This window comes from Marinitoga hydrogenitolerans DSM 16785 (assembly GCF_900129175.1).
Lineage (GTDB): Bacteria > Thermotogota > Thermotogae > Petrotogales > Petrotogaceae > Marinitoga > Marinitoga hydrogenitolerans.
In genome coordinates this window covers 81,715-101,235 of sequence record NZ_FQUI01000001.1, presented here as the reverse complement: position 1 = coordinate 101,235, position 19,521 = coordinate 81,715, and the positions used below count along the sequence as shown (strand labels likewise).

Genomic DNA, 19,521 nt, shown 5'->3' with positions numbered 1-19,521 from the left:
ATAAATTCTCATAACCGTGAAAAATTTATCATACTTATAAAAATTCAAGAAATTTCGAGTTTTTATTTTTTTGTTATATAAAGTATAATATTACTGATTTAAAAATTATAATGGGAGGGTTTAAGATGAGTATAAATGTATATTCGGAAGTGAAAGAATTAAAAAGAGTATTATTACACAGACCCGGGTTAGAATTAGAAAATATGGAACCAGATTTATTAGAAGAATTATTATTCGAAGATATACCTTATTTAAAAAAAGCACAACAGGAACATGATTATTTTGCTGATGTATTAAGAACAAATGGTATACATGTTGAATACATTACCGATTTATTATCTACAGCTTTGAGCAAAGATGAAATAAAAAAAGAGTTTATAAATGAATATTTGCAATTAAGCGAAGTGAAAAATAAATATATTTTAGATGCTTTAAAAGATTATTTGTTGAGTTTTGATACAAAAAATATGATAAATAAGATTGTTAGCGGAATAAGAATAAATGAATTTAAATTAAAAAAAGAAACATTTTCTACAAAAGTTAGAATGAACAAACAGTTTTATTTATTACCTTTACCTAACCTATATTTCCAGAGAGATCCTATAGCTTTTGTTGGTATAGGCATAGTTATTAATAAAATGAGAACAAAAGCTAGAAGAAGAGAATCATTATTTATGAAATATGTGATAAAGTATAATAGGGATTTTAAAAATACTCCAGTATATTATGATATGAATAATCATTTTGCAATAGAGGGTGGAGATATTTTAATATTAACAGATAAAGTATTAGCTATAGGAATATCTCAAAGAACTGAGCCGGAGGCTGTTGAAATATTGGCTAAGAAATTATTCTTTGAAACAGATGAAAGCTTTGAAACAATATTAGCTATAAATATTCCTAAGAAAAGAGCTTATATGCATTTAGATACAATATTTACAATGGTGGATACAGATAAGTTTTTAGCTCATTCTAAATTAGAATCAAGTTTATTAGTTTATGTAATTAAAAAAGGAGATAAAGATTTAGAAGTAATTGAGGAAAAAACATCTTTAGAAAAAATATTGCAAAAATATCTTAATAATGGTGAAGTTAAAATATTGAAATGTGGTGGAGAAGATGAAATTGCCGCAAAAAGAGAACAATGGAATGATGGGTCAAATGTTTTAGCTATAAAACCCGGAGTTGTAATAGCATATGATAGAAATTACGTGACAAATACTTTATTAAGAGAAAACGGAATTAATGTTATAGAGATACCATCAAGTGAATTATCAAGAGGTCGTGGTGGGCCAAGATGTATGTCAATGCCTATGAATAGAGGATAATATAAATTCAAATAGGAGGTGTTGGTGTGGGGACAAATAAGGTATTAGGTTTATTTGCTTTAACTATGATAGTTATAGGTTCAATGATCGGAGCAGGGATCTTTAATTCGCCAGCTGATTTAGGAAGCGTCGCTAATCCAGGTGCTATTTTAATAGGTTGGTTGATTACAGGTTTTGGTGTTTTTTCTCTTGCTATGGTTTTTCAATTTTTATCTTACAAAAAACCAGAACTTGAAGGCGGTATTTATTCTTATGCTAAAGAGCAATTTGGAGAGTTTGTAGGATTTAATTCTGCATGGGGATATTGGTGGTCAGCATTACTAGGTAATATTGCATTTTTCGCAGTTATAATGAAAATTTTAAGTGGTTATTTTCCAATTTTAGCAGAAAATAAAATAATAGCTTTAATATTTTCAAGTATTATATTATGGGTATATCATTTCTTAATTATAAGCGGGATAAGAACAGCAGGTTTTACAAATGCAATTTTAACAATTTTAAAATTAATTCCTTTATTTTTAGTAGCAGTATTATCAATCTTTGCCTTTAATCCAGATCTTGTAAAAGATATATTTTTCTCAACAAAATTAGCGGCAACAGGTGAAACTTCTTCTATATTTAATCAAATTAATAATAGCTTTGGAACAATGTTATGGGCATTTATAGGTATTGAAGGTGCTGTAGTTTTATCTAATAAAGCAAAGTCTCAAAAAGATGTAGGTAAAGCAACTGTAATAGGATTTTTAATTACATTAGTAATATATATATCGGTTTCCGTATTTACAATGGGAGTTGTTCCACCAAGTGAATTAGTCGATTCAACATCACCACTTGGAACAGTTTTGAGCAAAATAATAGGAAAACCTGGCCAATATATTTTAGATTTTGGATTTTTATTTTCTGTATTTGGTGCTTTATTAAGTTGGTTATTATTAACAGCAGAAATCCCTTATATTGCTGCGGTTAAAGATAATGTATTCCCTAAAAAATTTTCAGAACAAAATGAACATGCAACACCAGTATTTTCTTTAACAGTAACAAATATAATTACTCAAATTTTCTTATTGTCATTATTATCAGATACATTACAAAATGTATATAATACAATTTTCTATATAGCAACAACAACAATATTGTTACCGTATCTTTTTTCAGCGATATTTGGTGTAAAAATTGCCCGTGAAGAGAACAGTGGTTTATATAAGTTCTTTGGATGGATTGCAGTTATTTATACAGCATGGGTAATATATGCAGTTGGTTGGATTTATATTATAACGGCATTGGTAATTTATTCATTTGGAATTTTTGCTTATCCAGTAGCTAAAAGAGAAAAAGGAGAAATGTTGTCAGGAATGCAAAAAACTATATACGGGATAATGTGGAGTGTTTCTGTTGTTGTTATTATTCTGGTGGCAACAGGAAAGTTGGTCGTTTGATAAATAACAAAAAACCTCCGGTTTTTGGAGGTTTTTTGTTATTTTATGATATAATATAAGGTTATAATTATTTTGCAAAAGGAAGGTGGAAAAATGAAAAGATACTATGTTTTAATTTTTTTGATTATCAATTCTATATTAATTTTCTCTTTTCCAAATGACTTAATACTATTATTTGGTAATCCACATTCTCATACATCATTTTCTGATGGAGAACCAGGAACAATACCAGAGGATGCATATAAATATGCGAGGGATGTTGCAAATATTGATTTCTTAGCAGTTACAGACCACGCTTATTATTTTGAGGCTAAATATAACAACCGGGATAAATTTGAAGTTATGAAAGAAATGGCTGAAAAAGAAACAACAAAAAATTTTGTAGCATTAGCCGGTTTTGAATGGACATCAGGTAGTGGTCATATAAATGTTTTTCAAGCAAATACGTGGACTAGTCGAAATGTTAAAACAACTACAGAAGAGTTTTATAACTGGCTGGTTAACGAAAAAGCAGTAGCTCAATTTAATCATCCGATTTCTATGTTTGGTATATTCAAAAATTTTGAATATTATCCTGAAGTTGATCAATATATAAATTTAATTGAAGTAGGAAATGGAAGCTGGTCGAAAAATGATACAATAAATGATGAAATGTTTTCTAATTATATTTTAGCATTAAAAAAAGGTTGGCATGTGGGAGCAACAGTTGGTCAAGACAATCATGCTGCCAATTGGGGGACAGGAAATGATTCAAGAACGGCATTATGGGTAAAATCAAGGACAAAAAAAGAAATATTAAATTCTTTTTTCAATAGAAAAACATATGGAACTGAAGATAAAAATGTTAAACTTTGGATTGAAACAAATAAAGCTATGATGGGTGACATATATTATTATAACTCTATACCTGAAAATATAAAATTAAATGTTTATTATAAAGATCCTGATAAAGAAAATGTGAAAAAGTTAAAAATTTATACACCAAATAATTTATATGTTTTTGATAATTTACCTTTTGAATTTGAAAAAGAAATTGAAATTCCTATAGATTCACCATATTTCTTTGTTTTTGCAAGTTTAGAACAAGAAGATGGAGATAAGGTAGTTTCTACAGCGATATGGTATGAATCGAAAGATGGTATAAGGCTTTTTGACTTGCCAAAAACTGTTATGTATAAAAATTCAGGAAATAATTATAATTTTTATTTATATAACGTTCTTAATAAAAAATCCAGTGCTGATATAAAAATATATATAGATGATTCATTAAAATATGATAATAAAATTAATTTATCTTCTTTTGAGAAAAGGATGATAAATACAATGTTAAAAACCCCTGATAAAGACAAAATAAATTTAAAAATCTATATTAATAACTTATTATGGTATGAAAATGATATTATTTTAAAAGATAAAATAATTATATCAGCTATAGATATTAATCCGGAAATTTTTAAGGGAAAATATACAATTAAAAATAACCTTTCAGAAAATTCTTATATTATTTTGATATCCTCAAGTGCTTTAAAAGATGAAATTATGTATAATAAAATTGTTGAATTATCTAAAAATAAAAGGATTGGAATAGTTCTAGATGAAATTAATGAGAATTTATTAAATTTAATTCCAACTAAATATGAGATAACAACTGAAAAATTTAATAATAAAATATTAAATAAATTATACTTTAATAATGGATTTAAAATATTATTTAAAGGTAAAGAAAGAGGATTTATTCTTAATAAAAACTATGTAATATTTACAGGTAATCCTTTTGAAAGTGCAGAGAATGAAGTGTTTTTAAAAAAATTATTGAAAATAAAATAAAGTAAAAAGCAGTTCCGATTTGGAACTGCTTTTTACTTTATTGACAATATATCAATTTATATGACATATTATCAAAAAGTATTTTGAATGATTTTTTATCAGAGTTATTATAGATATGGGAGGTGATAATATGAGAGAATATTGGTATTTTATTCCTTTAGTTGGAATCGTTTTTATTTTAATGGCACTTCAAATTACAGAATATAGCATTAACGATTATTCGCTAATACCAGATAAAACCATGAATTTAAAAGATATTAAAGAAATAAAAATTACTGGTTTAAATGTAAATATAAAATTCGATCCTGAAGCCACGCAAATATATTATCCATCTAAAATATTAATTAAAAAAAGAGATAAAGAATTAATTTTAAATAGCGGAAGTAGAAATAGATATCTCGAAATAATTATTGGAACTAAATATACATATGAAAATATTGAAATAAACGGATTAAATATAACGTTAAATGGCAATGTAAATAGTAATATTGCAGAAATATCTGGAACTAATATTATACTAAAAAATACATTCACCTTTATTGGAAATACTCTAAATATTGATGGAACAAGTATAAGGATCAATGGAAATATTTTTGCAAAAAATTTAAATGTTGATAGTGTTTCGCTGATTATAGACATAAAGGCTAAAATGTTAAAAAATATAAATCTTGATAGCATATCTATAAGTGGCAATATCTTTTTTCTGGATACATGGAATGATTCCAGAAATATTAAAATAAATTCTATTTCAGAAAATATAACAGTAAAAATGAATAAAAATAATACTGGTAAGATAAATTCAAATAAAAATATTCAAATTATAAAATATTGAGGAGGTGTATATTATGAAAAAAATGATTTTAATTTTTACTCTGGTATTTTCTGTTTCAATATTTTCAATTAATTTTGGTGGCGGTGGATATATACTTAATTACATTCCTAAAGATCAGGTAAAACAGATTAACCCTTTAAAAGATTATTTATCTTTCGATGAATTAATTTTACAAGGTGGTGGCGGTTTTGGTATAATACCAGGCGGTTCTTACTTTGGTGGAGAAGGTTATAGTGGTGAAACTACAAACGGAAATTATAAATTATATGTTTCTCAAGGATATTTCACTTTCGGAAAACAAATTAATTTAAACATAATAAATATTGATGTTGGAATTGGCCTGGGTGGCGGAGAAACTATTGTAAGTAAAAAAGTTGATGAATCAAGAAATGGAAAATCTATTGATGATATTGTAAATAATATTGATTCTGTTCCATATGTGGTACAATTAAAAAGAGAAGAAGTTTCTATTTCCCCAAGAGCTAAAATTTATTTAAACCTAATGGAATTCTTAAGTGTTGTAATAGAAGGTAAATTCACATATAATTATTCACCCGAAAACTGGAAAATTGAAGGAGAATATCAAATAACGGATAATGTGCCTAATTATAACTACTATTATTCATTTGGAGCGGGAATTATCTGGGGGTTCTAATGAAAAAACGGATTATAATTATATTACTTTTACTTTCTTCATACGTATTTTCAGAAAATATATTAAATTACTATCTGAATAATTTTGATAAATTAAATAAGGCTGAATTAAATAAGATATTAAATACTACAGAATCGAGTAAAAATGGATTAAATAAAATAATCCATGGGAGTGTGTTGGTTAAAAAAGCAAAACATGAATGGTTTTTACCTTTAAAATATTATTATCTTTATAGTGGAATGCTGGAAATGAAAGAGGTTGTCAAAGAGAATTTTGACAACCTCATATATCGATATATAAGAGGAAAAACCGCATTTGAAATTTTATCATATGACTTTGCGAGAAAAATTTTTATTAATGATTTTGAATATATTTATATTAGAGTGAATGATGATTTCAAAAATAAATTTGACTTTGGTGAAGTATTGTATAAATTATACCGGATATATGAATTTGATAATAAAGAAAAAGCAAAATCTTTATTAAAAAAATTAAAAGAATATCCAAATTATTATAGGTTGATATATTATGAAAAATAAAAAATTGCACATTATTTTAGTAGAAAATCAGATAAGTTCTATATTTATATTAATTCTCATATATATTTTTTCTCCTTATTTTAATTTCTGGCATGGATTAATAATTGCCGAAATTTTTTCTAATTCAATTGGAATAATATATTTTTTACTGGAAAAATTATTGTATTCGTTTATAAAAATTGAAATACAATTTTTAAGAAAAATTTTACAATTTTTAATTTTGATTTTTAGTTTTTTTTCTGGTATAGTTATTTCAGAATATATTATGTCAAATTTATTATCATTTAATCTTTCCCCTTCATATAAATACTTATTTTTAATTGTTAATATTATACTTATTTTTTTAATTGTATCAATAATTTTAATATATAGAAAACTCAGAATTAAAATCATTGAAAACGAAAAATTAAAAAGCGAAAAGTTAAAATCAGAATTAATAGCGCTTAGGGCTAAATTAAACCCACATTTTCTTTTTAATACATTGAATGCTATAATAGATCTGGCATATGAATCTCCTGAAAAAGTTGAACAAATTATTATAAATCTTTCAGACATATATAGAAAAATATTATACTCTTCAGACAAAGATTTTTGTACTGTTGAAGATGAATTAAATATAGTAACAAAATATCTAGAAATTGAAAAAGTGAGACTTGGAGATAGATTAAAATATTATATAAACATTGATAAAAAAACTTTAAATTATAAAATTCCTACACTAATTATAGAACCTTTGGTGGAAAATGCCATAATCCATGGCATTGCTCCAAAAAAAAATGGCGGTTTTATAAATATAAATATACATCTAAAAAACACTTTATTTATAATAGAAATATCTGATAATGGTATAGGAAAAGTTGAAAATATAAGATATGGCTTTGGCATTTCAAGTGTTATCAATAGACTAAATCTTATATATAAAAATAATGCTAATTTTAATATATATCAAAATAATCCATCAGGTATAAAAGTTATTATATCAATACAAAATATGGGGGAAATATGATGATTAAATGTATTATAATCGAGGATGAAGAGAGAGCTTTAAATAGATTAAAAAAAATGCTGGAAAATTTTGAAAGCATTGAAATAATAGGTGAAAGCAAAAATGGTGACGAAGCCATTGATTTAATAGAAGAAAAAAGACCTGATCTATTATTTCTTGATATTAATCTACCAGAAAAAAGTGGTTTTGAAATTTTAAAAAATTTATCTTATGAACCACTTGTGATTTTTATAACGGCATATCAAGAATATGCTATAAAAGCTTTTGAAGAAAATGCTATAGATTATTTACTAAAACCTTTTGATTTAAAACGATTAAAAATAGCTATAGATAGAACAACGGAAAGAAAAAAGTTATTAACTAAAAAAATATTAGATAATATTAATATACAATACATAAATAAATTTTCGGTAAAAGACAGAGATATTATATTAATAATTCCAGAAACTGATGTATATTACTTCAAGGCAGAGGATAAATATGTTTTTTTATGTACAAAAAATCAGGAATATTACTATGATGATACTTTAAAAAATTTAGAAATGAAATTAGACCCGGAAAAATTTATTAGAATACACAAAAGTTATATTGTCTCAATTGAACATATAAAAAAATTTAAAAAATTTTTTGTTCGGGATTATATTTTAGAACTTGATAATGGAACTGAACTGAAAATTGGCAGAAGCCATTTAAATTATATAAAAAATAAATTCAATTTTTAAACGGAGGTGCAACTTATGATTAAAGCAAGGAATTTGGTGAGGAAATTTGGGGATTTCACTGCGGTAAATAACATAAACCTTGATATCAAACCCGGAGAAATCTATGGTTTTTTAGGCCCAAATGGTGCAGGAAAAACCACTACTATAAGGATGCTAACCGGAACATTACAACCTTCAGATGGAAATATCGAAATTCTTGGAATGAATATGAAAACACATGAAATTAAAATCAAAGCTAATATCGGAGTAGTTCCTGACGAACCAAAAATGTATGAAAACTTAAAAGGATCGGAATTTATTGAATTTATTATGGATATATATGAAGTCAGAAAAGATGATGCAAAAAAAAGGCTTGATGAAATCTGTGATGCCTTTGAAATTGATTATCTTGATTCTTTTATTGGAGATTATTCTCATGGAATGAAACAAAAGTTAATGGTTGCTTCTGTATTAATGCGAAAACCAAAAGTTATATTTTTAGATGAACCTACAGTTGGCCTCGATGCAAAATCTGCAAAAATATTAAAAATGCTAATAGAAAAATACGCTCATGAAGGTGCAACAATATTTATGACAACACATATTCTTGAGATTGCAGAAAAAATGTGTGATAGAATTGGTATAATATCAAGTGGTAATTTAATAGCTGAAGGAACATTGGAAGAATTAAAAAGCCTATCAAAAACTGGTGAAAAACAAACACTTGAAGATTTATTCCTTGAATTAACAGGTGCTGGGGAATTAGATGATATAATAAAGGAATTATAGGGGGGATCTAATGAAAAATAAGATTATATTAATATTAAAATATTCATATCAAAATAAATTAAGACCAAAACAGAAAAAAGATGGCACATATAAAAAGCGAGGCCCATGGGGAGCTTTAATGGCTTATATACTTCCTGCTATAATATTTGGAGGTTCTCTCGCCCCGATGATGTATTTTATGTTTAAAGAATTAAACATTCCGTTTTCTCAATTAGGTATAAATTTGCCCTGGACTATTTTAGATGTGATTTTTGGAATGTGGTTTCTACTTATGGGATTCATGTTTTTCTTAAATTATTCACCTGCTATTGTTGCAAATTTATATGAAAGTGAAATGACTCAATTGTTGCTTTCTATGCCAATAAGGCGTTCATCGATATATATAGCAAGTGCCATTGATAGTTTAATAATGGCCGGGCTCCCTCTGGGAATGATGATACCAATTTTTGCAGTTTATGCTTTAATAGCTAAAAATAGCATTATTTTCAGCATACTTGGAGGCATTGGATTTTTAATTCTATTGTTATTAATTTCAAATTTAGGAGGTATATTATTTTCAAAATTTTTAACAAAAACGTCCGCTAAGCGCTGGACAATGATTATGTATTTTATAAGTATTTTTTTCTATGTTGGAATTAGTAATTTACTCCCCAACTTTGCAAATACTCCTCCTTCTCAATTAGCCAACGCCCTTGAAAGAATGTCAAATATAATCTTAAATATTTTCTGGCCTCATACATGGGTAATTAAAGTAATGAAAGGTAGTATTCCTTTCTTGATTTTGCTGTATTCAACTATACTTATATTATCTTATGTAATTTATTACTTATCAAATACACTTGAATTTTCTGTATCAAGAAAAAAGGGAAAAAAGAAAAAAGCAGAAATTAAGTTTAAAAGCTCAAAATTCCCAATATTAAAAAAAGATTTTAAACTGCTTTTTAGAGATTCACAAACGTTTTTCCTTTTATTATATCCTTTATTTTTTCCAATAATATTTATGTTTTCTTCTACATCACTTGATATGATAAGTATTATTTTTGTTATGATCGCTGCTATTTATGCTGCAATGGTTGCTATTTACGCCATTTCATATGAAGGGAAATTATGGCCAGTACCAAAATTATACCCTATCAAAATAGGACATTTAATTTTTTCAAAAGCATTTATGCCTTTTATAATATACGTTGTTGAGTATATTGCTATAACAGTATTAATATATTTATCAGGAAAAGCATCTATAGAGGTTTTTTGGAGTATTATTCCAGTAATTTTAATAATTATGTATTCTTCCATACTCGGAATTAGTCTTTATTTAAAAAATCCTAAAAGAGATTTATCCCAAAAAAATATTATAAGTGGAAAAGAAGTTTTTTATCTTGAAGGCATTATTCTTGGACTTGGACTTGGAATATTTTTGCCAGGAAATTTATATATTTCCTCTTTAAAAAATATAGAAATAAAAGAACAATTAATTGATTTCTTATTTGACTCAACTGCTTTATACCATTTTCTCGGGGGAGTATTGCCTATAATCTTAATATTCTTAACTATATATTTATCTTATAAAGAATTAAATAACGTAAAAGAAAGAATGAAGAAATGGGAATGAAAAACAATTCTAAGACAATTTTAAGAAACAAAGTATATAATAGTATTACAACCCCTTAATATAAATAATAAAATAACCAACATTGGCTCCCTTATGGGAGCATTTTTTTATGATATAATTTTTATGTATAAAATCAAGAAATATTGGAGGTGTAGGATGCTAACAGCAGAATTATCACAAAAAATTATAAAAAACGTGGGGAAGGTGATAAAGGGGAAGGAAGAACAAATTAAAATGGTTTTATCTGTGTTTTTTTCTAATGGTCATGTATTATTAGAGGATGTACCAGGAACAGGAAAAACTATGTTAGCAAGAGCTCTGGCAAAGTCTTTTGATCTAAATTTTAAAAGGGTTCAATTTACACCAGATTTATTACCTAATGATTTGATAGGATTATATATATATGACAAGAATAAAAATGAGTTTGTTTTAAAAAAAGGACCAATCTTTACCAACATTCTTTTAGGAGATGAAATTAATAGAGCAACCCCAAGAACTCAATCAGCTTTATTAGAGTCATTAGCAGAAAGTCAGGTTACTATTGACGGAATTACTCATAAATTATCCCAAAGTTTTTTTGTTATTGCAACTCAAAATCCTATTGAATTTGAAGGTACATTTCCATTACCTGAGGCACAATTAGATAGATTTATGATCAGACTTAGTTTGGGGTATCCGGATATAGAAAATGAAATAAAAATGCTTGACTCACAGGAGAAAGTGCATCCGATAAACAATATAAATAGTATTTCGAATATTGATGAAATTATGGAAGTAAAAAAAGAAATAAAGGGTATTCATGTTTCAGATGAAATAAAAAGATATATAGTTGATATTATAAACAGGACAAGAAATCATAAAGATATAAAGGTTGGTGCCAGTCCAAGGGGATCAATATCATTAATGCAATTATCAAAAAGTATGGCAGCAATAGAAGGTAGAGAATTTGTAATTCCAGATGATGTAAAAAAAATCGCGCCATATGTTTTAGCTCATAGAATTATATTAAAAGCTGAAGCAAAAATAAAAAAAGTTTCAACATATAAATTAGTAAACGAAATTCTTGAAGAAGTAAAGGTAATAAAGTAGATGATAATATGAAATATAAAATAAAAGGTTTATTATTGATGTCTATAGCTTCTATATTATTTAATATATTTTATTTTAGCAATTATACAATATTGCTATTAGTGTTGGTTTTGTTTGGATGGTATGAATTTTTTCAAAAGAAAAAAGTATTTGAAAATTTAGAAATTGAATATGATTTAGAATATGAAAAATGCTTTATTGAAGAAGAAATTGAATATAGAATATATTTAAAAAATAACTCCAATGAAGATATCTATATTACAATATCACCATCAAATTTATTAAGCAGATTAAAACCACCGTTTCAAAGAATAAAATTATTATCAAACGAAAAGAAAAAAATAACATTTATTACATCTTTTGGTACGAGAGGAATTAAAGAGATTGGTTATATAAGTATAAATTATAAGACGCCTTTGGGATTTGAATTTTGGAAAATAAAAAAGGTTAATAAAACTATAGAGGTTTTGCCAGAATTCATATATTCTGAATTTAACAAAGAAAGTTTAAAAAAATTACTTCCTGGACAGAAGTCAAATATTAGGGTTTTAGAAGACGTAACCTATGTGGAAAATATTGATGAATATAACAATGAACCAATGAATAGAATAAATTGGAAAGTTTCTGCAAAATACGATAAATTAATGGTAAAAAAATATGCACATACATCAACAGGAAAAGTTTATATGTTTGTTGATTTGAATCTTCCAGATGGTATTCCTAAGAATAATATATTTTGGAAAAGTGAAAGAAAGATATATGAAGAGTATGCATTAAAGGCAGCTGCAAGTATTATAAGAAATCAAAAATTAAAACATGAAGATGTTAATCTCGTTGTGATAGGAAAAGAAATAAAGAGAATTTCTTCAAATGATTGGATAAATTATTATGATATTCTTTCAATTTCCACAGGAACAGAAGAACCAGAGTACAAAATAGAGGAGATAATAGAACATGATCTTCCATATTTTACATATGAAGATACTGTAATTATAATATCAATACATTTAACAGATAAAATAATTCCAGATTTAATTAAGTTAAGAGCAAAAACTTCTAAGGTTATAGTATTAATAATGCCATATGGTTTTAGAATAGAACATGAAGGAAAATTAAATATAAAAGAGCATGATATGTTCAGGATAGAAGCTATAGATCTTGAAAAAAAAACTATTTTGCTTGAAGAAAATCATATAATTGTAAGATTAGTGTCACCTAATAATTCATTAACAGAAATTTTTGAAACAATCTAAGGAGGGGGTTTTATTGAAAAAGCAAGGACTTATATATCTTTTTTCAATTTTTTTAACCTTTATACCTTTTAATTTGAATACCGGTATACCTCTTTTAATAATGGGAATACTATTTTCTTTTATATACATAAAAATTAGAAAATTTGGAATGCCTTATTATATAGCATTTCTTGCCTTATTTGGTATATTTATGATTACATTTTTTATACTTAATGCTTTTGGTTCAATGAATTTATATTATAGCTTGAATATTATAGCAATTTCTATTTTATCTTATTATTTGCCTCAAGAATCAAAAGAAATAATAAAATATACCTTTATATTCTTAATATTAATAATTCTTTTGAGGCATTTAATTAATCCAATATTCCCACTAATTACGCTATTGATATCATTATTTGAATTATTGAAAGAACAAAAAAATAAAAAAATAATCATTGCCATGTATGCTATATTTATTATTTTTAGCCTTTTGAACTTTAATGTATATTATAATCCTTTTAAAGATTTCCATTTTTCACCAGATACATCTCTTTTAAAAGAAAAACAATTTGAAAACTCGGAGTTGAACAATTATTTGAATGAACAAAATGAAAAACAAGTTGTTCAAAAGAAAAAAGAAGAGATTTTAAAAGATATTACAGTAGAAGAAAAAAATATTATTAAAAAAAATAATAATATTGTAGATGCAATAATATTAATCAATGTTATTATTGGAGGGATTTTAGCTATAGTTACAGCTTTTATTACATGGAGATATTTAACCAAAAACGAAAAGAGAAAGGTAATTATTTCAACAATTGTATTTTTTACTATAATAGTTTTACTTGGAACAGGTATTGTTTATTTAGAAAGAGGAAGAGAATTAATGGTTGATAAAGAAATAAATTCAATTGATTCATCAAATCAACTTTCAAATCGTAATGCTATATCTTCAGAACAACAAATGAATATTTTTAGAGAAATTGCATCATCGCCAAGAACTGCGTATTTAAAATTATATCAGGAAATAAAATGGATATATTTGATAAGTACTATATTATTTGGAATACTTTTACTTTTTATAATAATAAAATTTTTAAACAAACAAGAAAAAGAAGAAAAATTTGTAAAGGAATTCTCTATTGAGAAATATGAAGAAGAAAACATACCAGATTTAATAGATGTTGGATATAAATATATTAGAAAAAGATTTTTTAAACCACTTTCTCATTTAACACCTTATGAATTGTTATATAAAACAGATAGTTCAAAAGAATTTGAACTTTTAACAAATCTTTTTGTTCTAAAGGAATATGGAGAAAAAAATTTTGATTACACAAAAGAGGATATAAAGAAAATTATTGCCAAATGCATTGATTATCTTAAGAAAAATTCAAAAAAGGCTTGATTATTAAGTTGATATTAATAGCTCATGTCTGCTCCATGTTGAAATAATATAAGTTAATAGAAGTGAAAAGATAAATGATAAATAACATAATAGTTCGGATACCTAATTGTATAAAAATAAAGATATAATAATATTGAAATCATTATAAAGGGGAGGGAGAGACATGAGAATCATAAAAGATTTTTTAAATAAGAAATTAGATTATATGTTAAGTAGAGCTTCTGAAAGCGAAGTAGATGGATTAGTAGAAAGCTTTAGAGAAGAAGCATTAGAAAAGATATATATGAGTAATAACTTAATATAAGAAGCCCATTAGAGGGCTTCTTTCTTTATTCTTAGGGTACTGACATCCCAATAAACTACTAAACCATCAAAATTACATTTTTTAATTTCTTCAATTAGTTTTCTAATTTTTTCATTTTCATCAACAACCTCAATAACTATAGGTAAATCTTCACTTAAAGTTAAAAAATCTACTCTATGAACATGATGTTTTTCACCAAACCCCATGACACCTTTTAATACAGTAACTCCTTTTAATCCATGTTCATAACATAGTTTTACAATATGTTTATAAACAGGTTCATGTCCGCAATGATCACTTTCACCTAAATAAATTCTTAAAAAATTCATGTTCCCATCCTCCCCAAAGCATAACCTAAAAATGCAGCAATAAGGCCTAATATAATACTTATAATTAGATATAAAAAAGAATATAAAGTAAAGGACTCTTCATTTAACATTATGGTTTCATACATGAAAGTGGAGAATGTAGTATAAGAACCTATAAAACCAGTTGAAAAAAACAACATAAAATTTTTAGGTATTTCTAATTTATGCATACTCAATGACATTAAAAAACTCAATATAAATGCTCCACTAATATTAACTAATAAGGTGCCATAAGGCATATTTCCCAGCGCAAAGATAGTATTTATATATTTTGATACTAAATATCTTGAAATAGCGCCTAAAAAGCCTCCAAGGCCTATATAAATTAAAGTCATAACAACCTCCGTTCTTTCTAAATTTAAACGGAGCCTAAAGGCTCCGTTTAAATTATTATCCTTTTACTTTTGCTTTTAATTCTTTTCCAGCTTTGAATTTAGGTACTTTTCCACCAGGGATTTCAATAGCTTCTTTTGTTTGTGGATTAACGCCTTTTCTTGGTTTTCTTTCAACAACTTCAAATGTACCAAAACCAACGATCTTAACGCTTTCACCGTTACCTAAAGCTTCAGATACAACTTCAACAAAAGAATCAACAAATAAAGCGGCTTCTTTCTTTGTAACATTAACTTTTTCAGCTAATGCGCTAACGAGTTCCTTTTTGTTCATACATGCACCCCCTATATATTGATAATAAACACATTTCACTGGAATTTTACCACATTTTTTTTTTAAAATCAAGCAGCAATGTAAATTTTAGAGATTTTTACTGTATAATAATTTTGAATTCATAGAGCTTATACTTAGTTTATTAAAAAAATACTAAAAAACATGTCATTGATTAGAAACCACTTAGGACTGGAAATGTAATATTTCTTTTGGTAAAATATATTCGGTCGGTTGGGGACGTGGTGCAGTTGGTTAGCATGCCGGTCTGTCACACCGGTGGCCGCGGGTTCGAGTCCCGTCGTCCCCGCCAAAAAACTCCTGGAGAAATCCAGGAGTTTTTTATTTTACATCACACATATCATTCATTATATTCAAAGGCTTCGTCACTTGATGGAGTTACATCTATTTTTATATAAAATTGCCAGTAATTGTTATCTTTAGAACCTATAATAAGCTTTGTCGTTTTATCAATAATAGCATTTCCAAATTCAAAACCTGTTCGCATCTCATTTAATTTATAATAAAGATTGATTTCATAACCTATTTCATGTTCAATATCATTTAATTTTTCATAATTATAATTCCATAATTGAGTATTAATATAAAAATTCTTAATAGGAATTAAAACGCCTTCGAAATAATATTTTTGAAAAACATCTTTATTTTCTTCATCATTCAAATTTACAGTAAAATTTTTATATCCGAATTTAGCATAATTTTTTCCAAGTTGTAGTCTAAAAAAACTATCCAACACTTGATTATAAACAAATTTATCTTTATTAAAATCAATTGCAAAGTTATAATTAACATATAAAGAATTTTTATCAAAAAGTTTTGTTATTTGACTTCCAAGAACAAGTGTGGTCGATTCTTCTGAATATATTTTGTAAATCGAATCAAAATTTAAATATTCTGCACTTAAACTAATTGGATAAATATAATAAGGTAATGTATTATCTTTTTTCCAGATAAATTTTATATTTGGAAGAAAGTAAGTATCAAATATTTTGAATCTGTTTTTATAACCAAATTTCAAATACTTTTTTTCTTTTAATTCCTTTTCTAAAGTATAGTTATATTCATTTCCAATTTCAATATTTTTTGAAGTTAATATATTATCTATATCTAATTCAAAATTATTAAAATTAATATAATTTGCAACTTCTAATTCAATTGGAGTTGACTTTTCGCTTTCAATATTTTCACTTTCTTTTTTTAAATATACGCCAGTAAAATAAAAACCATTATATTTAAGGTATGAATATATACCATTTTCAATATATGTAGTGTCTATACTAATAGTTTGAGAATACGAGTTTAAGGCATTAATTTGTCCTTCAATTTCTTCAATAGCATTGTTTATGGAAACGATTGTTGAACTTGAAGAAACATCTGTTCCTGGATCAGAAATGTAAATTTCACTGATATATTTGTTCTTTAAATATTCCAATGTTGCTTTTAATTGATTTAATCTTTCTATTTCATTATTTTTTGTTGTTGAATTTATATAATAAATATTTTTCAAATAAGTATTTATGTCATTTTTTGTATATACATTAAGATAATCCACTCTAAAATTTTTATATTTGTATTGTTCTATTAAAAATCCGTATTCTGAATTGTTCAATAAATTTTCCCAATTAAAGATAATACCTTCGCTTAATTTATCTTCGGATACAACATAATCCTCTGATAAATCTTTATAATATGCGGTAATTTTATCTTTATAATCAATTCCAAAGTAATTGGATTTAAATAAAAAAGAATACTCATCATTAAAATGAATTTTTAATTCATCAAATTCAGGAAAATCATTGTAGTTTTCAAAGGATAACATCCATTTTTTAGAAAACAAATAATCACTAAATGTTATTTTATACGAAATATCAAGATTATTTTTTATATCAATTCCATTTTCATCTAACAGAAGTTTATATTGTATATACCAATAATCTATATTAAAATCAATAGAAAAAGAAATTATAGTAGCAAATAAAACAAATATAATTAATAACTTTTTCATATCATTCCTCCAATACATTTTACTTTTTAAAAGTATAAAAAATCCCGGCTTTTGCCGGGATTTGATTTTAATATTAAAATTCTACAGTTCCTGTAACGTATGCATACCAGTGATATCCACCAAATCCAGAAGCATTACCTGTATAATAATAGAAATCTCCAAAATCATCATCATAAGAATATCCACTTACTTCATTACCTAAGTGAGCACCTAATTCAATAACTGAATTTGGATTATATGCAATATTCAAAGAATAACCAAAATCATCTTTTTTATCAGCATCAGCTTCAGACGCGTCGATATATGCATATAAATTAGCATCTACAGAAACTTTATCTACAGGTTTTAAAGTTACATATGGATTTGCAAATAACCAATATGTTTCCCCTGGATTATCTAATAAGTTTGGAACTCTTGCAAATAAACTATATCCTGCAGTTACTATATCAAATGTTTGAGAACCTGTAACTTTAACGGAGAATCTTAGAACATTTGTTGCAACATCTGTTGTATCCCATTCTCTTGTAACTTTTAACATTTCAAGATTTGCTAAATCAGCAAATTTCTTTGCGAAATTAGCATAAGCTGAAAATTCTGGAGTAGCATCTGATGATAATTTGTATAGTCCGTCTACACCTAAAGTTAAACCAAAATCAAAATTAGATGTTAAAGAAGCATATACTTCTGATGCATCTCCTGACCATGCTTGGTTTACTAAAGCTAATTTATTTATACCTTTTTGATATTTGAATGAAACATATGGTGATAATGTCACGATTCCAGCTTCAAAATCTTTACTATAATCTACGAATATTCTCATAGCTTTTTCTGATAAATCTGTTTCTGTAGCACTTTGAGCACCATATACAGCATTTACCCCTAACCCTTTTAATCCTTCTTTACCGGATAAATTAACGTCTGCTGAGTAACCTAAAGCTACTCCAGATGTTCTTGCCATTGGGGCTGAAGCCCAGAATGCACCAGCAGCTGTTAAGTCAAACATTCCAAGATCTAAAGATTTTTTTACTGCAAAAACATCAGAATTTAAGAAAGAAGCATCTTTTGTAGATGTTGAATGATCAGTAACATCATAACTAGAACTTAAATCAACATATAAAACGTCTAATCCAAAATCTTTTACAGTTAATTCGGCATAATGAGATCCTAAAGGATCATCTGTAGAACCATCATAATTGTTATCATAGTTAGCAACTGTGTATGAAGAGAAAGTTCCATAGTATGGATAGTTAGCTAAATATAATTTTACATTTGCATCTTCGTATGTCATATCGCTAATTCCAAATGTTGTCCAACTATCTAAACCAAAAGATCCTGAAACATTTGCAGATAATGTTGCTGAGTCATCAGCACTTACACCTGTAGGTATTGTTATATAAATACCTGTGTGTAATGTGTAACCTGCATAATTATCAAATTGATTAAAACTCAAATCAAGACCATTTTCATCTAACCCTAAGGTAAAAGTAACACTTCCTTGTACCCAAGCTTCTGTAGAAACTTCTACGTTTGTTTGAGCAAATAACGAAAGAGAAAATACTAATACGGATAACAATACCAAAACTTTCTTCATGCAAACAACCTCCTTAAATATAATTTAATTTGAATTAAACTGCAATTATTTTATCACATTTGTAAATAAAAGTCAAGAGTTCTTAACGTCAAATTAATTAATCAGGTGATTA

Annotated in this window: 19 protein-coding genes and 1 tRNA gene; 15 read left to right on the top strand and 5 right to left on the bottom strand. The window is 26.2% G+C overall.

Annotation, left to right across the window (positions count from 1 at the left end):
- The first annotated feature begins 125 nt into the window (after positions 1-125).
- The 14 genes from arcA to BUA62_RS11410 all read left to right on the top strand — a co-directional run bounded on the left by arcA (position 126) and on the right by BUA62_RS11410 (position 14,761).
- Positions 126-1,328 carry an arginine deiminase gene (arcA, locus tag BUA62_RS00475; protein WP_072862280.1) on the top strand — a complete coding sequence of 401 codons (1,203 nt, stop codon included), beginning with the start codon at positions 126-128 and terminating at the stop codon, positions 1,326-1,328.
- Between the two features lie 26 nt (positions 1,329-1,354).
- Positions 1,355-2,764, top strand: coding sequence for a basic amino acid/polyamine antiporter (locus BUA62_RS00470; RefSeq protein ID WP_072862278.1), 1,410 nt, complete (start codon positions 1,355-1,357; stop codon positions 2,762-2,764).
- A gap of 93 nt (positions 2,765-2,857) precedes the next feature.
- Positions 2,858-4,591, top strand: a complete 1,734-nt coding sequence (locus tag BUA62_RS00465) for a CehA/McbA family metallohydrolase (protein ID WP_072862276.1) — start codon at positions 2,858-2,860, stop codon at positions 4,589-4,591.
- 130 nt (positions 4,592-4,721) lie between these two features.
- A complete protein-coding gene (locus BUA62_RS00460; RefSeq protein ID WP_072862274.1) occupies positions 4,722-5,423 on the top strand; it encodes a hypothetical protein in 702 nt (233 codons plus the stop codon).
- A gap of 13 nt (positions 5,424-5,436) precedes the next feature.
- Entirely contained in the window at positions 5,437-6,078 is a 642-nt protein-coding gene (locus BUA62_RS00455) for a hypothetical protein (protein WP_047267741.1), read from the top strand.
- Positions 6,078-6,617 carry a hypothetical protein gene (locus BUA62_RS00450; protein WP_072862271.1) on the top strand — a complete coding sequence of 180 codons (540 nt, stop codon included), beginning with the start codon at positions 6,078-6,080 and terminating at the stop codon, positions 6,615-6,617. Before BUA62_RS00455 ends, BUA62_RS00450 begins: the two co-directional genes overlap by 1 nt.
- Positions 6,607-7,623 carry a sensor histidine kinase gene (locus BUA62_RS00445; RefSeq protein ID WP_072862269.1) on the top strand — a complete coding sequence of 339 codons (1,017 nt, stop codon included), beginning with the start codon at positions 6,607-6,609 and terminating at the stop codon, positions 7,621-7,623. Before BUA62_RS00450 ends, BUA62_RS00445 begins: the two co-directional genes overlap by 11 nt.
- Positions 7,623-8,345 carry a LytR/AlgR family response regulator transcription factor gene (locus BUA62_RS00440; protein ID WP_072862265.1) on the top strand — a complete coding sequence of 241 codons (723 nt, stop codon included), beginning with the start codon at positions 7,623-7,625 and terminating at the stop codon, positions 8,343-8,345. The genes BUA62_RS00445 and BUA62_RS00440 overlap by 1 nt, the downstream gene beginning before the upstream one ends.
- Positions 8,346-8,360: 15 nt before the next feature.
- Positions 8,361-9,113 (top strand): ABC transporter ATP-binding protein, encoded by a 753-nt coding sequence (locus BUA62_RS00435; RefSeq protein WP_072862263.1) that lies wholly within the window; start codon positions 8,361-8,363, stop codon positions 9,111-9,113.
- Between the two features lie 10 nt (positions 9,114-9,123).
- Positions 9,124-10,725: a hypothetical protein gene (locus BUA62_RS00430; RefSeq protein ID WP_072862261.1), complete on the top strand. Its 1,602-nt coding sequence runs from the start codon at positions 9,124-9,126 to the stop codon at positions 10,723-10,725.
- Between the two features lie 156 nt (positions 10,726-10,881).
- Positions 10,882-11,814 (top strand): AAA family ATPase, encoded by a 933-nt coding sequence (locus BUA62_RS00425; protein ID WP_072862259.1) that lies wholly within the window; start codon positions 10,882-10,884, stop codon positions 11,812-11,814.
- An 8-nt stretch (positions 11,815-11,822) separates the two neighbouring features.
- The gene (locus BUA62_RS00420; RefSeq protein WP_072862257.1) at positions 11,823-13,067 is read left to right on the top strand and encodes a DUF58 domain-containing protein; all 1,245 of its coding nucleotides are present in this window, start codon (positions 11,823-11,825) and stop codon (positions 13,065-13,067) included.
- Positions 13,068-13,080: 13 nt separating this feature from the next.
- Positions 13,081-14,457, top strand: coding sequence for a hypothetical protein (locus BUA62_RS00415; RefSeq protein ID WP_072862255.1), 1,377 nt, complete (start codon positions 13,081-13,083; stop codon positions 14,455-14,457).
- A gap of 163 nt (positions 14,458-14,620) precedes the next feature.
- A complete protein-coding gene (locus BUA62_RS11410) occupies positions 14,621-14,761 on the top strand; it encodes a hypothetical protein (protein ID WP_159429479.1) in 141 nt (46 codons plus the stop codon).
- Positions 14,762-14,769: 8 nt separating this feature from the next.
- Here BUA62_RS11410 and BUA62_RS00410 read toward each other — a convergent pair whose 3' ends face one another.
- Genes BUA62_RS00410 through BUA62_RS00400 form a run of 3 tightly spaced genes read right to left on the bottom strand, consistent with a single transcriptional unit; the run spans position 14,770 to position 15,795 of the window.
- Positions 14,770-15,090, bottom strand: a complete 321-nt coding sequence (locus BUA62_RS00410) for a DUF190 domain-containing protein (protein WP_072862253.1) — start codon at positions 15,088-15,090, stop codon at positions 14,770-14,772.
- A complete protein-coding gene (gene crcB / locus BUA62_RS00405) occupies positions 15,087-15,464 on the bottom strand; it encodes a fluoride efflux transporter CrcB (RefSeq protein ID WP_072862251.1) in 378 nt (125 codons plus the stop codon). Before crcB ends, BUA62_RS00410 begins: the two co-directional genes overlap by 4 nt.
- Before the next feature lie 55 nt (positions 15,465-15,519).
- Positions 15,520-15,795, bottom strand: coding sequence for an HU family DNA-binding protein (locus BUA62_RS00400; RefSeq protein ID WP_072862249.1), 276 nt, complete (start codon positions 15,793-15,795; stop codon positions 15,520-15,522).
- A 233-nt stretch (positions 15,796-16,028) separates the two neighbouring features.
- On the opposite strand from BUA62_RS00400, the gene BUA62_RS00395 reads away from it, so the two are divergent.
- Positions 16,029-16,105 (top strand) — tRNA-Asp (locus BUA62_RS00395).
- A 48-nt stretch (positions 16,106-16,153) separates the two neighbouring features.
- Here BUA62_RS00395 and BUA62_RS00390 read toward each other — a convergent pair.
- Both BUA62_RS00390 and BUA62_RS00385 read right to left on the bottom strand, forming a co-directional pair.
- Positions 16,154-17,818 (bottom strand): transcriptional regulator, encoded by a 1,665-nt coding sequence (locus BUA62_RS00390; protein WP_072862247.1) that lies wholly within the window; start codon positions 17,816-17,818, stop codon positions 16,154-16,156.
- 73 nt (positions 17,819-17,891) lie between these two features.
- Positions 17,892-19,409, bottom strand: coding sequence for a hypothetical protein (locus BUA62_RS00385; protein WP_072862242.1), 1,518 nt, complete (start codon positions 19,407-19,409; stop codon positions 17,892-17,894).
- Positions 19,410-19,521 lie beyond the last annotated feature (112 nt).